8 protein-coding genes and 2 pseudogenes are annotated in these 14,897 nt (G+C 39.8%); 7 read left to right on the top strand and 3 right to left on the bottom strand.

Translation table 11 applies throughout. The annotated features are described in order from the left end of the window. A pseudogene (locus BHE89_RS18395) lies at window positions 1-447 on the top strand (ATP-binding cassette domain-containing protein); the annotation flags it as partial. A 102-nt stretch (window positions 448-549) separates the two neighbouring features. On the opposite strand, the gene BHE89_RS18390 reads toward BHE89_RS18395, so the two are convergent. After that, on the bottom strand, window positions 550-1,347 hold the full coding sequence (locus tag BHE89_RS18390; RefSeq protein ID WP_069368664.1) for an energy transducer TonB: 798 nt from the start codon (window positions 1,345-1,347) through the stop codon (window positions 550-552). Window positions 1,348-1,518: 171 nt separating this feature from the next. On the opposite strand from BHE89_RS18390, the gene BHE89_RS18385 reads away from it, so the two are divergent. The 5 genes from BHE89_RS18385 (at window position 1,519) to BHE89_RS18365 (ending at window position 10,498) form a co-directional block, all read left to right on the top strand. Then, on the top strand, window positions 1,519-2,067 hold the full coding sequence (locus tag BHE89_RS18385; protein WP_069368665.1) for an RNA polymerase sigma factor: 549 nt from the start codon (window positions 1,519-1,521) through the stop codon (window positions 2,065-2,067). Next, window positions 2,057-3,085 carry a FecR family protein gene (locus BHE89_RS18380; protein WP_286138905.1) on the top strand — a complete coding sequence of 343 codons (1,029 nt, stop codon included), beginning with the start codon at window positions 2,057-2,059 and terminating at the stop codon, window positions 3,083-3,085. The genes BHE89_RS18385 and BHE89_RS18380 overlap by 11 nt, the downstream gene beginning before the upstream one ends. 152 nt (window positions 3,086-3,237) lie before the next feature. After that, on the top strand, window positions 3,238-5,937 hold the full coding sequence (locus tag BHE89_RS18375; RefSeq protein WP_286146286.1) for a TonB-dependent receptor: 2,700 nt from the start codon (window positions 3,238-3,240) through the stop codon (window positions 5,935-5,937). 63 nt (window positions 5,938-6,000) lie between these two features. Beyond that, complete coding sequence (locus tag BHE89_RS18370) at window positions 6,001-7,710, top strand: ABC transporter ATP-binding protein/permease (RefSeq protein WP_069368667.1); 1,710 nt, start codon at window positions 6,001-6,003, stop codon at window positions 7,708-7,710. Beyond that, window positions 7,700-10,498 carry a M16 family metallopeptidase gene (locus tag BHE89_RS18365; protein ID WP_069368668.1) on the top strand — a complete coding sequence of 933 codons (2,799 nt, stop codon included), beginning with the start codon at window positions 7,700-7,702 and terminating at the stop codon, window positions 10,496-10,498. Before BHE89_RS18370 ends, BHE89_RS18365 begins: the two co-directional genes overlap by 11 nt. A 151-nt stretch (window positions 10,499-10,649) precedes the next feature. On the opposite strand, the pseudogene BHE89_RS18360 reads toward BHE89_RS18365, so the two are convergent. Continuing rightward, a pseudogene (locus BHE89_RS18360) lies at window positions 10,650-11,067 on the bottom strand (DoxX family protein). Between the two features lie 274 nt (window positions 11,068-11,341). Between BHE89_RS18360 and BHE89_RS18355 the strand changes: the two are divergent. Further along, the gene (locus BHE89_RS18355; RefSeq protein ID WP_069368670.1) at window positions 11,342-13,360 is read left to right on the top strand and encodes an NADPH-dependent 2,4-dienoyl-CoA reductase; all 2,019 of its coding nucleotides are present in this window, start codon (window positions 11,342-11,344) and stop codon (window positions 13,358-13,360) included. A 104-nt stretch (window positions 13,361-13,464) separates the two neighbouring features. Here BHE89_RS18355 and sstT read toward each other — a convergent pair whose 3' ends face one another. Further along, the gene (sstT, locus tag BHE89_RS18350; protein ID WP_069368671.1) at window positions 13,465-14,718 is read right to left on the bottom strand and encodes a serine/threonine transporter SstT; all 1,254 of its coding nucleotides are present in this window, start codon (window positions 14,716-14,718) and stop codon (window positions 13,465-13,467) included. Window positions 14,719-14,897 lie beyond the last annotated feature (179 nt).

Below are 14,897 nucleotides of genomic sequence, written 5' to 3'. Positions count from 1 at the left end.
GTTTCAGGTGGCCAAGACATTATGCGCATTGGTAACTTTGAAATTCCAAGCCGTGCCTATGTTGGTCGCTTTAACTTTAAAGGTGTGGATCAAGGTAAACGTGTTGGTGAGCTTTCTGGTGGTGAACGTGGTCGTTTTACACCTTGCTAAACTGCTACAAGTTGGCGGCAATATGTTACTGCTCGATGAACCAACCAATGACCTCGACGTGAAACTTTACGTGCATTAGAAAATGCCCTGTTAGAGTTCCCAGGCTGTGCCATGGTTATTTCCCATGACCGTTGGTTCCTTGACCGTATTGCGACACATATCATCGATTACCAAGATGAAGGTAAAGTGGAGTTCTTCGAAGGTAACTTTACTGAATACGAAGAATACAAAAAACGGACATTAGGCAACGACGCTATTCAGCCTCGTCGTATGAAGTACAAGCGTATGAGTAAATAATTAATTTATTTACTCTATTCTATAATAAAAAGGCAGAGATTATTCTCTGCTTTTTATTTAATTAGTCTGAAATGTAATAAATAACGGTAGAAGAGGTATGAATTAGCTCTCTTGCCTATAATCAAAACTTAAAGGTACGGTAAACGAAATATTTCCATTTTCTAAACGATCGCTGTCTGGGGCTGGAAATGGCGAAGCGCGTTTAATGGTATTTAACGCTTCTTTATCAAGAATACGATTACCTGACGATGTTTCCACTTTCGAATCTAATAACTCACCTTTTGCATTTAACACAATCGCAACTTGTGTCACCCCCGTTGCTTTAAAGCGCAATGCTGTTCGTGGATAACGTTTATAGGCATTAATATGGCTATGAATTAAACTTTCCCACCCAATTTGTCCGCTCACTGAAGAGGAAGATAAACTATTAAATTGAGCACGACTGCTTGAATTAGAGCCAGAAATAGGTGCGCTTGTTATATCTGATGGTGCTTCTGAAACAGGAAGATCATCAGGGACTTTCACCACAACAGGTTTTGGCTTCACCACGGGCTTTACTTTCGGTTTTTCTGGAACACGCTCATAAGTACCTTGTTCTACTACTGGCATTTTAGGTAAATCTAACACTTCTTTGATAGGTTCAGGCTCTGTCTCTGCGGGTTCAGGAACAGACATCACTTTCTCAGGCCCAACAGGGACTTCTTTTGTTTCTGCTTGCGCTAATTGATAAATACCAAGATCCATTGTCATCGCGGGTGGTAAAACGCCATAGCGTTCATCTTTAGAGGTTATCCAGCCGATCGCGACAACGGCTAAGGTCGCATGAAATAAAATACTGGCGGTTAATCCACCAATAGAAAATGATCTACGGCGTGAAAAAGTCGCCGACATACTACTCATAATTCTTGCCTCTGATTTTCTTTCTGATGAATTATAGGCATAATACAAACACAAATGATATTGCTTATTATTAATAATACAATAAAAAATTAGCTTGATAATTATCATAACTTGTTCGCTTCAGAAGCAGTAAGAGCTTATTATTTCACTCTTTTTTAGACACCAGAGAATATGGCTAGCGATAAATCATTGGCACAAAAAATTAGTTGTGCCTATCAATCAACCTACGGGCAACTTGTGCGTTTTTTCCACAAACGTACGGGGAATTACCATGATGCAGATGATTTGTCTCAAGATGTGTTTACGCTATGGCTAAACAGAAAAGAACAAACACCTGTGCAAGAACAGCGTGCTTTTCTGTTTAAAATAGCGAACCACGTGTTGATCGACCATTGGAAAAAAAATCAAAAGCAAAAAGATATCTATCAGGATGATTGTGAACTAGATGACGCCGCTCAAAATTATACTACGAAGCTTGATCCGGGATATGTCCTTGAGCATCAACAGCGTTTAGATCTACTTAGCGAAGCAATTGAAACATTACCTCCACGCCGTCGAGAAGCCTTTGTTCTTTATCGTTTTGATGGACTATCACAAAGCGAAATTGCAGAACAAATGGAAATATCAATCAGTATGGTGGAAAAACATATTGCGGCTGCCCTATTACATTGCAAAAGATATGTCGATGCAGGACAGGAGAAATGCACGAATGATGAGTAAGCCGGAAAAAAATATCCCGGAAACTAAACCTCACACAGATGAGGATATAGACTCCCTTTTTTTGGAGACTAATGATGAATTACTCAATGAATCGATTGATGAGCAAGCCGCACTTTGGTTTACCCGACAACACAGCCAAAGAATGACGCCCAAACAACGCCAAGCGTTTAAGATATGGATAGAAAATGATATAAACCGACAAGCGTATCAAGAGATTGCAGGGATCTGGCGTCAATGCGATGCATTACCACGACCGACAATAGCCACAGTTGAAAAGAAAAAACGCGCCCTTTGGCGTCCCATGCTCCACACCACGGCGACTCTTTGTTTACTCACTGTTTTATACCTTCCTTACAGTCATTTGCCTGCATTATTGATGGACAATATGACACTTGCAACCAGTGACTTACCGAAAGAAATGACCTTAGCCGATGGCTCTAAAGTCTATTTAGACAGAAATACACAGGTAAGAGTGGCTTATGTGCAAGAAGAGAGACGATTATGGCTAGATAAAGGACAAGCTTATTTCAAAGTAAAATCAAATCCGTATCGCCCTTTTTATGTTCATGCTGATAGCCGATTAATTAAAGTGGTTGGTACCGAATTTGAAGTTAGTCGCTACGATAACAATCAAATTAACGTTGCTGTTCATGAAGGGATCGTCGAAGTAAAAGCAACAGCAAAATCTTCTCCAGACTATTTGTATGCAGGCTCTCAGGCCACCAGCACATTAGCAAGTGACCATTTTGTTATCTCTTCCGTTGATATTGATTCCGTGGGAAGTTGGCGTTTTGGCCAACTGCATTTCTTTGAGCGTCCACTGAATGAGGTGATCACCAAACTCAAGCCTTATCTTGATATCAATATTCAAATTTCCTCTCCCGAAATTGCCAAAATGAAAGTCTCAGGGATCGCTAACATAAACAATGCCAAAGACTTTATTACCGCAATGCCACTTATATTACCGGTTAATGTTGTTTTTACTGATAAAAATAATGCGTTAATTATCAATAAGTAAAAAGAAATATGAAAAATATTCTTTTTTACAGGTGAGGATAATTCTCATTTCACCCTCTTCCCTAGTAACAACAATTATTAAGTTAGTGAATGGGATTGGTGAAATGAAAATGAATAATAAAAAAAGGGATCCTTAAGAGGTCTCTGCTAGCGTTGCTAATAAGTACCACTATTGCCGCACCTTGCGCTTATGCATCTACCGTTTCTGTGGCGTTACCAGAACAGTCTTTAGCTGATTCATTAAGTGCCATTGCAAAACAAGGGCAAGTACAAATTTTATTTGATGCGAATTCGGTTAAAAACCTACGTGCTCCAGCACTTTCAGGTCAATTTGAAACCCAAACCGCATTACAAAAAGTGTTAATTGGGAGTGGATTAGAAATTATTCCACAAGGAAGTGGATTTGTTATTCGTCCTCTCGCAACGGCTAACAAGATTGTTATTCCTGAAGTTAGAGTCACAGGTGTCGGTAATGCTTATCATCCAGCTACCGATGTCGTTTCCGCACCGCAATACATCACCGCAGAAGAGATAAAACAGCGTAATACAGGTGATGGAAACGTTACTGACTTACTAAAAAGTAACCCTGCTGTTCAATTTTCCAATAACGACAGCACCTCAATGAATCAGGGTGAAATTAAACCTTCTCGTATTTCTATTCACGGCTCTAGTAGTTATCAAAACTCTTACAAGCTTGATGGTGTCAGTTTTAACAATGACTTTGACCCTGCAAAATCAGATTTAGGTGAAACCAACACACGCATTAGTAGTGACGAACAAGGGATGTACCTTGATAGTCGCCTAATTGATAGCGTAGCCGTTTACGATAACAATATTCCTGTGGAATTTGGCGGATTTACGGGTGGCACCGTTGAAGTACAAAGCCGTCGTTGGTCTGGTGAAACACACGCCAACGCCTATTATCGTACAACTCGTTCAAGCTGGAACAATATTTTCACCGATCCAAAACTAAATTTTGATACTGCAAATAATGATTTCAGTAATCCAGCCCGATTCCAGAAAAAATACGATAAACAAAACTTTGGTGGTTGGTTTGAAACAAGCTTAACAGACAATACTGGGCTTATTTTCTCTGCATCTCGTCGTGAATCAACGATCCCAATGATGATTAGCTCTGAAGGTGGAGTGATCCGTCATCCTGATGGTGAACTGGAACAAGTTGAGCAAACACCTCATTATAAAGATCAAACCCGTACCTCAGATAACTATTTTATTAAATATTCTTGGGATATTTCGGAAAAGCAAACTTTTGATTTATCAAGTAATATTGCTAGATATAAAAGCTATTTATTCTCCGGCTCTGTCTATAACTCAGGTTATGACAACGAGCATAATGGTTTAAGTTTTACCGCACTTTATAAACATCAGCTTGATCTTGGTTCATTAGAATTAACGGCAGGTTATCAAAATCTGGAAGATAAACGTTCTAACGATCAAGACGAATTTGTGACCATCAAGGACTACACCGATTGGAAAAATCCACAGCAGATAAGTAGTGGTGGTCAAGGTGATTTGAAGAGCAAACAAGAAACCTATAACGCCAAAAGTATTATGCGATTTAATCCTGTTGAATGGGGTGCTGTAAGCCATCAGCCAACCACAGGATTTGAGATCAGCCGTACTAAAGGCTCTTATATTCGCGACAAAACCTACTACAACTATACCTATACTGGCTCCACTTGGGATGATCAGTGGATGGGTTCATTAGAGCAAACAACACGTTTCCTTGCTGGTACACATGATGCTTCGTATACAAACTATTCGATTTATCTTGATGATAATATCCAATATAAACGTTTAACGTTACGCCCAGGTGTTCGATTAGATCGTGATGATTTTGTTCAAAAAAACAATATCGCTCCTCGTTTAAGCGGAACTTATGATATTTGGGGCACTGGTAATACTTTAATTATTGGTGGTGTAAACCGTTACTACGGTCGCTCCATGCTGACTTATGCGCTTTATGGCGCACAGAATGCGGGCTTACAGCACTGCTATTACTCTTGTGATAACGACAATCCGAATGATTGGGAAAATCGTACTGACTTTGAAGGCGTCGATTCGCTAAAAACACCTTATAACGATGAAATTACTTTAGGTTTACAACAAGAAATCGCATCCACGACATGGCGTTTACAATATGTTCATCGTGAAGGTCGTGACGAAGTGCGTAGTGATACCAAATATCCAAATGACAAAGATAAAATAAGAATTCGTCAATTTAATAACAATGGACGTAGTACTCACGATACCGTAACACTTTCTGTGAAAAATAGTCAGCCGTGGGAATTAGCGCAAGCTGACCATGTTTTTAATGCTTCTATTAGCTGGCAACAAAGCAAAACGAATACACCTAAAGATTCTGGCTATGCCAACTTCGATCCTAGTGTACAAGGGATGAACTACGACAAAGTGTGGTATGACGGAAAAATCATCAATGCAAAAGACTTACCTTCTGGCAACTTTAACTCTCCATTAAAAGTCACGGCTGAACTCACTAGTGTTTGGGATAATTTAGATCTGACTTGGTATAACCGCCTTCAATGGAATGGCGCTCGTTCACAAGCAGAAAAAGCCAATAATGGTTCCCCAAAACCAAGTGAATATGGCCCATTATTTGAATACAAAAAACGTAATTACAGTAGCCGTTTTACTTGGGATACCAAACTGGGTTGGAAACCTGAATTTGCTTATGGTGTAGGTATTTCTGTTGAAGTCAATAACGTCCTTAACACTAAAAATGTGTCTGACTACTTCACTTATCAAGACAAAGATTACAAATCGTATGAACCAGGTCGTCAGTTCTGGTTACAAGTCAGCTACGACTATTAATAAATTGACGAAGTTAATGTGAGCAACCAAGTCGATACACAATAAAAATATGACCAATAAGCAATGAAAACAATAAAACAATTTTTCTATTTAGTTTCACCTTTTTGGGGGCGGCGTGCCGCCCTTTACTGCTGGTTTCTATTGATTGTCTCTTTGACCTTAACCCTGTCTTCCGTTTGGTTTAACGTCAAAATGAATGAATGGAATGGTAGTTTTTATAACGCATTACAACAACTTGATGGACAAGCACTGTACAAGCTTCTTCAACAATTTGTCATTATTATTGCGGGATTAATTACTGTGGTAGTAATGGGCGATTTCTTACGCCAAAAAATGGTTATTCGCTGGCGAGAAGGCATGACTGAACAAGTGCTTGATCGCTGGTTATCAAAAAACAGTAAACACTATATGTTAAGACTGACTTCTCAAGAGCCTGATAACCCGGATCAGCGTATTGCAGAAGATATTCGTTTACTGATCGAATCCACCATGCGTTTAACGGTGACATTTTTACACTCGTTACTCACACTTATCTCTTTTGCCACCATTCTTTGGTCGCTGTCTGGCGCTATCTCTTTCACCTTAGGGGGGAGTGAATGGACAATTCCCGGCTATATGTTCTGGGCTTGTATTATCTATACCATTATTGGGATCACCATTACGCAGTTTATTGGTTCGCCATTGCGTAAAATTAATATGGATAAACAACGCAAAGAAGCGGATTACCGTACTGCGCTTATCACTCGCAAACAACATGGCGATGCGATTGCAGGTCAACGTGGTGAAATCAGCGATCGCAACGAATTAATGGGTCGCTTTTTAGGGGTTATTCGTAACTGGAATAACCTTATCCGCTACGAAAGAAATTTGGCTTTCTTCACTGTGGGTTATCAACAAGCGACGGCAATGGCGCCCATTATTTTTGCCCTACCTAAATTCCTTGCTGGCGAGTTAATGCTAGGGGGATTAATGCAATTAAGACAAGCATTCTCTAGTGTTGCAGGCGCATTAAGTTGGTTTATTTTCTCGTATAAAGAGATTGCCGCATGGCAAGCCACAGTGACGCGTCTTTATAATTTCGTGGTGCTTTTAGAGCACGATCATGAGCAAGAAGTCTCTGATTTAAATGATAAACAAACTAAATTAAAAGCTAATCTTTCTCTATTTATGCAAGATAACAGCCTGTTAATCCAAGATATTCACTTCACTATAAAAACAGGTGAATTAACCGTTATTGAAGGTTGTTCTGGTTTAGGTAAATCAACACTACTTAGAGCATTAAGTGGACATTGGCCTTATTTCAAAGGGGAAATTCAACGTTCACCCAATGTGTGTTGGATCCCACAGCGTATGTATCTACCTTTTGCACGTTTAGACAGCTTGCTCGCTTATCCTTGTCAGCCGAATCAATTTTCCTCTAAAGAGTATGAAGAAGTGCTTCAGTTAGTCGGTTTAGACAAAATAAAAAATCAACTTTCACTGGAAACGGATTGGACAACACGCCTATCTGGTGGTGAGCAACAACGCCTTATTTTTGCTCGTTTATTACTCAATAAACCTGATCTTATTTTATTAGATGAAACCACCTCTGCACTCGATGAACAAAATGCACTGAATATGTTGCAGTTGCTAAAACAACATCTGCCAACCGCGGGGATTGCCTTAGTCAGCCATCAGCGCTTCATCCATGTGATTGCAGATCATGTGATTTCACTCAAAGCCCCTACCGTGTCCTCCTCTCAACCTACTGGAGTTACCGAATATGTATCGTAACTTACTGATCCTTTCAGTCAGTCTTTCTCTTTTAGGGTGTGCGGCAAGCAGCTCTAATCAAAATGACAAAAATACGCTACTCCTGCGTCCTGATATTCGCCATTTTACCCTCGATAACGGTTTAGACGTCTACTTACTGCAACGCCCACAGACTGGGGTAGAAATGCGTCTTTTAGTCAAAAGCGGCTCTGTTCAAGAAGATGAAAAGCAGCTTGGTTTTTCACACTTTACTGAGCATATGGCATTTAAAGGTACAACTCATTTTCCCGGAACTACGGGCTTTAAACAACTTGAAAGTCTAGGCATGAAGTTAGGGAGTCATGTAAATGCAGCAACAAGTTTAAATGCGACGACTTATAAGCTGTCATTGCCGAATGCAAACCCAATCCAAATTAAAACGGGATTACAGATCTTATCTGACTGGGCATTTGAAATGACCTTTGACCCTATTGAGTTTGATAAAGAGCGCCCCGTTATTGTTGAAGAGTGGCGTTTGCGTCAAGGGATCGGTTTTCGCATTAACCGCCAGTTAGAAGAGTTGCGCTATTATGGTAGCCGTTATCTGGATCGTGATCCTATTGGTGATTTAGAAATCGTTAAACATGGCGATGTGAAAGATGCAAAACGCTATTACGATACTTGGTATCAACCAGAAAGAATGGCATTAGTACTCGTCGGTAACTTTAATCAAGGCGATGCTATTGCCGATATTAAGCAACTATTTAACGCCAAAAACAGCGAGAATAAAGGGATTGACGACCCATCGTGGCACCATTTTATCGATCATAAAGATCTACTGGTTAAAACGGTTTTCGATAAAGAACAAGGTTCACGTATTTTGCAGTTTACCTTACAACGAACTTTGCCAGCCCCTTTAAACAGTCGCCAAGGCCAATATGAAGACTTAATGGATTCACTATGGTTATCAATTTTAAATCAACGTTTCTCTACTATTGTTGATAATGGACTAATAGCTTCTATTAGCGCCAATACTCAAGGTGCAATGCTAGACGCTCGTCGTTCACAACAATTGATGATTGCGCATCCCAAAGGTAATGATTACCAAGGCGCATTAGATATCTTATTTACCGAAGTTCAACGCCTAGCCTCTGTTCCAGTAACGCAAGAAGAGTTAGATAATGCGCGCAACGCGATGCTAAAACGTCTAAGTCAACAAGCAGCAGGAGAAGAACGTTACGAGCACGATTATTTAGCCAACCAAATCACGACGGCTATTGAGTTGGATATGCCAATTCAAACTAAAAAACAGGCACTAAATTTAAGCTATCAATTAATCAATAAAGTGGCTCCTGAAACATTGTCAGCTTATTTTGCCCAATATCTAAAACAGTCATCGCCACGAGTTGCTGTGATTGGCCCAGATAATGATGCGAGTTTGTTTAATGCAACTAAAGCAGCACAACGCTGGCAAGAAATTAGGCGATCCAATCCCGGCGCATTTACCCTAAAAACGCAAACCGTTGTATTAGATGTTAAACCTGAACTCACAGGTTCAGTTGTTTCAACGCAATCACTGCCGATTGAAAAAACACAAGCGTGGACACTAAGCAATAACGTCAAAGTGATTGTGAAAAATGACAGTTATCTCAAAGATAATATTCAAGTTTCACTGCGCATTCCGGGTGGCTCTTCACTTGAAACACATCAAAGCTTAGGCATGGTGCAATGGGCATTAAAATTACCTGAAGTCAGTGGATATGGTCATTATAATGCGCGTGAATTGGCGTTATTTACTAAGCAACACCAAATTAGTTTACGCCCTTATAGCGAACTGTTATTCCATGGCTTTCGAGGCGAAGCACCGATTGATGAATTGGAAACCTTACTCACATTAATGCATCTAAAAGTGACATCACCGCAGTTTAATGGCGAGAAGTTAGAGCAACAAAAGCAAGCCATGGCATTAGGTATTTCAAAAACACCGGTTGAACGTACCTTCTTGGATAATATCAATAAAGAAAGCTATCAAAATGGTGAACGTCTTGTCGTTTCACCTCAAGGGGCTTGGAAGCACTTTACTGTCCAACAATTACAGCAGACAAACCAAATGATTTTAGGGCAACCGGCTGATATGACATTAGTCATCAGTGGCCCTGTCAATATTAATCAGGTAAAACCTCTGGTTGAACGCTGGGTTGCAAGTCTCCCAACACGCTCAGAAAAACGCTTATTTTGGGCAGATCCCGCAATTAATCCTAAACTGACCTCGTTTAATAAAACATACCCTATTGCAAGTAGTGATAAGAGCATGATTAGCATTCAATATGCTGCACCTGCTCAATGGTCACAGCAACACGTATTAGCATTAAATTTACTGGATACAGTGATCAGCCAGCGTTTAAGGCTCAATCTACGAGAAAAAGCAGGGGGTATTTATTCACTGGGTTTCTCTGAAATGTTAACGAAAGTGCCGACAAGTTACTATACTGGCCGTTTAAACTTTACGGCATCACCTGAACGTGCAGATGAATTAATTACTCTTGCTCGTAAAGTCGTGAATGAAGTGAAGCAGTCAGGCATTACAGATAAAGAGTTACAAGAGGCTAAAAATATCTGGCTAACTGAAAATTCACAGGTGAATGACAGTGCAAGCTATTGGACAGATGCCCTTGCACAAGTCGCCACGGATGACCAACAGTATCAGCGTTTACTTACTGATCCTTCGATTATAAAAACATTAAATGTTAACGATATAAATCAAGTCGCTCGCCAATGGTTAGGTGAAAATGAAAAGGTATTTAAGCTAACACCAGCAACTCAAAAATAAAAACAGCTTAGGCTGAAAACGAGAAACGATAAGGCTACCTAAAAGATAACACCCAGATCCAGTTTGCATAGAGTGTGAGATCTGGGTGTTTATTCATCAATATTAATCAAGTTGTAACGAAAAGATTCAAATTTATTGATAATTAAATTTATTAATCTTTTTTAACAGCAAAACGCCCACTCCCTAAAAACATGACAGCAATTGCAGCAAAGAGATAAAAGCCCGCGCTTTCTGGTGCCCATCCCCCTGTTTTAGGGTTTAATGCAAAGAGATCGCCAGAATGTACCATTAAGACGGCAACAAACATGGTACCCGCTAAAACAAGTGCTGATATACGAGTAAATAGACCGATAATCAGTAAGATAGGAGCAACCACTTCCCCAATCACTGTGCCGTAGGCAATAAAGGCGGGTAGATTAAAATTCGCTAACATCCCCTGAATACCTGCTAATCCACCCGGTTCCATTTTATGAAGTCCATGTAATAACATTAAAAACGCCAAGAGAAACACGTAATACCAATTTGCCCAAGTCAGAACAGTCAACAAGTTGATTAAATTTATTAATCATAACGTCTCCAAATTCAAAAATAGTGATGTGTGTTTTTAATTACGTATTAATAGGTACATTACATTATATGATGAAATATTATGAATGAGTGTAATTTTTTATTATCACTATTTGTTTCTCATTAGCTAATCACTTAGATTATTATTGCTTTATAGCCAGCAACTCACCTTTTCCATGATTTAGATCACAACTTATTAACATAATAAACTCTTAATCACTCACTTCTCGTTATGCTAATAGATATCTCATCTGACCAGTCTAAGAAGGGCATCTGATGGCACATTATTCTCATCTATTTTCACCTCTTGATTTAGGGTTTACTGTACTTAAAAACCGTATTCTTATGGGCTCTATGCATACTGGACTAGAAGAAAATCCGAATGATGCCCCAAAACTTGCACAGTTTTATGCCCACAGAGCCGCAGCAGGTGTTGCATTAATAGTGACTGGCGGGATCTCTCCCAATAAACAAGGTGTGTTATTACCGCACGCTGCAACATTGATGTGTGAAAGCCAGCTACCAACTCATCAACTCATTACTGACGCCGTTCATCAACAAGGCGGTAAAATTGCTTTACAGATCTTGCATACCGGTCGTTATAGTTACCAACCTAACTTAGTTGCCCCTTCTGCCATTCAATCCCCAATAACCCCTTTTATGCCAACAGAAATGAGTCATCAACAAATCGAACAGACTATCAATGACTATATTCACTGTGCTCAATTAGCTCAAAAGGCGGGCTATGATGGTGTTGAGATTATGGGATCTGAAGGCTATTTAATTAATCAATTTTTAGTCAGCCATACTAATCTGCGAGACGATCAATGGGGCGGAAATATTGAAAATCGTTGTCGTTTCGCTTTACGTATTCTCGAAGGCATCAAAAAAGCTGTCGGTGAGCAGTTTATTATTATTTACCGTCTTTCTATGCTGGATTTAATTAAAGATGGCTCAGATGCATCAGAGGTACTTTATCTTGCCAAAGCTGTTGAAAAAGCGGGCGCGACAATGATCAATACAGGGATCGGTTGGCATGAAGCGCGAATTCCCACGATAGCCACCATGGTGCCAAGAGGTCAATTTGCAAATGTAACGCGTGAATTAATGGGAAAGGTGAATATCCCACTTATTACATCCAACCGAATTAACACACCACAAACCGCAGAGGCTATTTTAGCGGAAGGCTGTGCTGATATGGTTTCAATGGCTCGCCCTTTTCTTGCTGATCCTGAGTTTGTGCGTAAAGCACAACAGGAACGCGAAGATGAAATCAATACTTGTATTGCGTGTAATCAAGCATGCCTTGATGAAATTTTTTCAGGTCAAACCGCCTCTTGTTTAGTGAATCCGTTTGCTTGTCGAGAAACCGAGCTTCACGTTATTCCAACTCAACAACCTAAAAGGCTGGCTGTTGTTGGAGCCGGTCCCGCAGGATTATCTTTTGCGGTAACCGCTGCGAAACGAGGCCATCATGTCACGCTGTTTGAAAAAGAAGATGTTATTGGTGGGCAACTGAATATTGCAAGCCAAATTCCCGGAAAAGAAGAGTTTAAAGAAACCTTACGCTACTTTAAACGACAACTACAACTCACAGGTGTGATTGTAAAAAATAATATTGAAGCCACCCCTGATCATCTTAAAAACTTTGACGAAGTTATTCTAGCCAGTGGAGTTACTCCTCATCGTCCTGATATTGAAGGGCAAGATAATGAGATCGTTAAAACTTACCTTGATGTTTTAAAACACCATCAACCTGTAGGTAAAAATGTCGTGATCATCGGTAGCGGAGGTATTGGCTTTGATACGGGTCTTTATCTGACACAAAAAGGACAATGCAGTAGCCTAAGCCCCTGTGCTTTTAACAAAGAATGGGGGATTGATCCGACGCTTTCATCTCGTGGTGGCATTAAACCCGCTGACCACCTTAGAGACGAGACTAAACACATTATTATGACGCAGCGTAAAGCAGGGAAAATAGGTTTAAGCTTGGGTAAAACAACAGGTTGGATACACAGACTCACATTAGAGAAAAAAGGCGTTAAATTCTTAACACATTGTCATTATCAAAAAATTACGCCAGAAGGCCTTGTGATTGAACAAGATGGAAAACAACGACTTCTTATGGCTGATAATATTATCTTATGTACAGGGCAACGCGCTTACCATCCTCTATTTGCACCTTTAGAACAAGAAAACAAAACTGTTCATCTTATTGGTGGCGCAAAAGATGCTCGCGGATTAGATGCCAAACGCGCTATTAGACAAGGAACTGAGTTAGCGCTAACCATCTAAATCATTAACTTAAAATAGCAAAAAGAAACCCCACATAAATGTGGGGTTCTGTTTTTTTATTATGATTATTTTTACAGCGCTTCCTGTCTTACGACTTACCCTTTTTACCCATTATTTTTTTCAGTTAATGGATTATCTGAAATACGATTATCTTCAGCGATACAAACTGTTGCAGTAAAGAGAACATCCGTTGATGAGTTCAGTGCCGTTTCAGCTGAATCTTGTAACACGCCAATCATCACACCTACGGCAACGACTTGCATTGCAATATCATTACTAATACCAAACATGCTACAAGCCAGTGGAATTAACAGTAAAGAACCGCCAGCAACACCAGATGCACCACAAGCACAAATTGCAGCAACAAGGCTTAATAATAATGCGGTTGGCACATCAACAGGCATACCTAATGTATTTACTGCGGCTAATGTCAAAATAGTGATAGTAATTGCTGCTCCACCCATATTGATGGTTGCACCTAATGGAATTGAAACAGAATAAGTATCTTCGTTTAAATTCATACGACGACACATTGCCATGTTCACCGGAATATTTGCTGCTGAACTACGAGTAAAGAACGCAGTGACACCACTTTCACGCAAACATGCCAATACTAATGGATATGGGTTACTGCGAATTTTCCAAAATACAATCAGTGGATTCACGACTAAAGCGACAAACAGCATACAGCCAATGAGTACCACAAGAACGTGTAAATAGCCTGCAAGCACTTCAAAGCCTGTTGTTGCGATCGTTGATGACACTAAACCAAAAATACCGATAGGCGCTAAACGAATAACAACACGTACTAGATTTGTTACTGCGTCAGCTAAATCTTGCGTTAAAGCTTTAGTGGTATCACTTGCATGACGTAATGCTAAACCTAGGCCGATAGACCACGCTAGGATGCCCATATAGTTACCATTGATCAGCGCATCAACAGGATTAGCAACCACATTAATTAATACGCCTTTAAGAACTTCAGCAATATTTTCAGGTGGTGAGAGTTGTGATTCATTAACAACTAACGTTAAAACTGATGGGAACATAAAGCTGGCAACAACTGCGGTTAACGCAGCAAAGAATGTTGCTAACAGATATAAAACTAATACAGGGCGAATATTCGATTTTTGCCCTTGACGGTGATTAGCAATCGAAGCCATAACCAGTACCCATACTAAGATAGGTGCGACAGCTTTCAATGCACTAATAAACAGGGTACCTAATAGACTCATCATCTTGGCTACTTCTGGCGCTAACCAAGCAAGTAAGATCCCTGCAACTAAACCAACGAGTATTTGTTTGACGAGGCTTCCCTTAAAGAACAGGCTGAAGACTCTGGATTGTTGTTTATCCATAGCTATTCCATTACTTAAAATAATATTTAAAAAAAGGCAATTTTGAGTGTTTGCCATGCCAGTATAAGGAATTGAATCGCGCTGAAAAGCTGATTATGAAAAAATATACAGCATTAACCGTATTTGTTAACAATAAAATAACATAACTGTGATCATAATAGGGTTTGTTTCTTTTAAAG

The sequence above is a fragment of the Shigella sp. FC1967 genome, assembly GCF_001743005.1.
Classification (GTDB): domain Bacteria; phylum Pseudomonadota; class Gammaproteobacteria; order Enterobacterales; family Enterobacteriaceae; genus Proteus.
Note: the sequence above shows the minus strand (reverse complement) of the source record. Positions and strands in the feature narration are given on the sequence as shown.

Coding starts and splice junctions, on each gene's coding strand:
- BHE89_RS18370 (WP_069368667.1), top strand. CDS start 6,001: ATGAAAACAATAAAACAATTTTTCTATTTAGTTTCACCTTTTTGGGGG.
- sstT (WP_069368671.1), bottom strand. CDS start 14,718: ATGGATAAACAACAATCCAGAGTCTTCAGCCTGTTCTTTAAGGGAAGC.
- BHE89_RS18390 (WP_069368664.1), bottom strand. CDS start 1,347: ATGAGTAGTATGTCGGCGACTTTTTCACGCCGTAGATCATTTTCTATT.
- BHE89_RS18380 (WP_286138905.1), top strand. CDS start 2,057: ATGATGAGTAAGCCGGAAAAAAATATCCCGGAAACTAAACCTCACACA.
- BHE89_RS18385 (WP_069368665.1), top strand. CDS start 1,519: ATGGCTAGCGATAAATCATTGGCACAAAAAATTAGTTGTGCCTATCAA.
- BHE89_RS18365 (WP_069368668.1), top strand. CDS start 7,700: ATGTATCGTAACTTACTGATCCTTTCAGTCAGTCTTTCTCTTTTAGGG.
- BHE89_RS18355 (WP_069368670.1), top strand. CDS start 11,342: ATGGCACATTATTCTCATCTATTTTCACCTCTTGATTTAGGGTTTACT.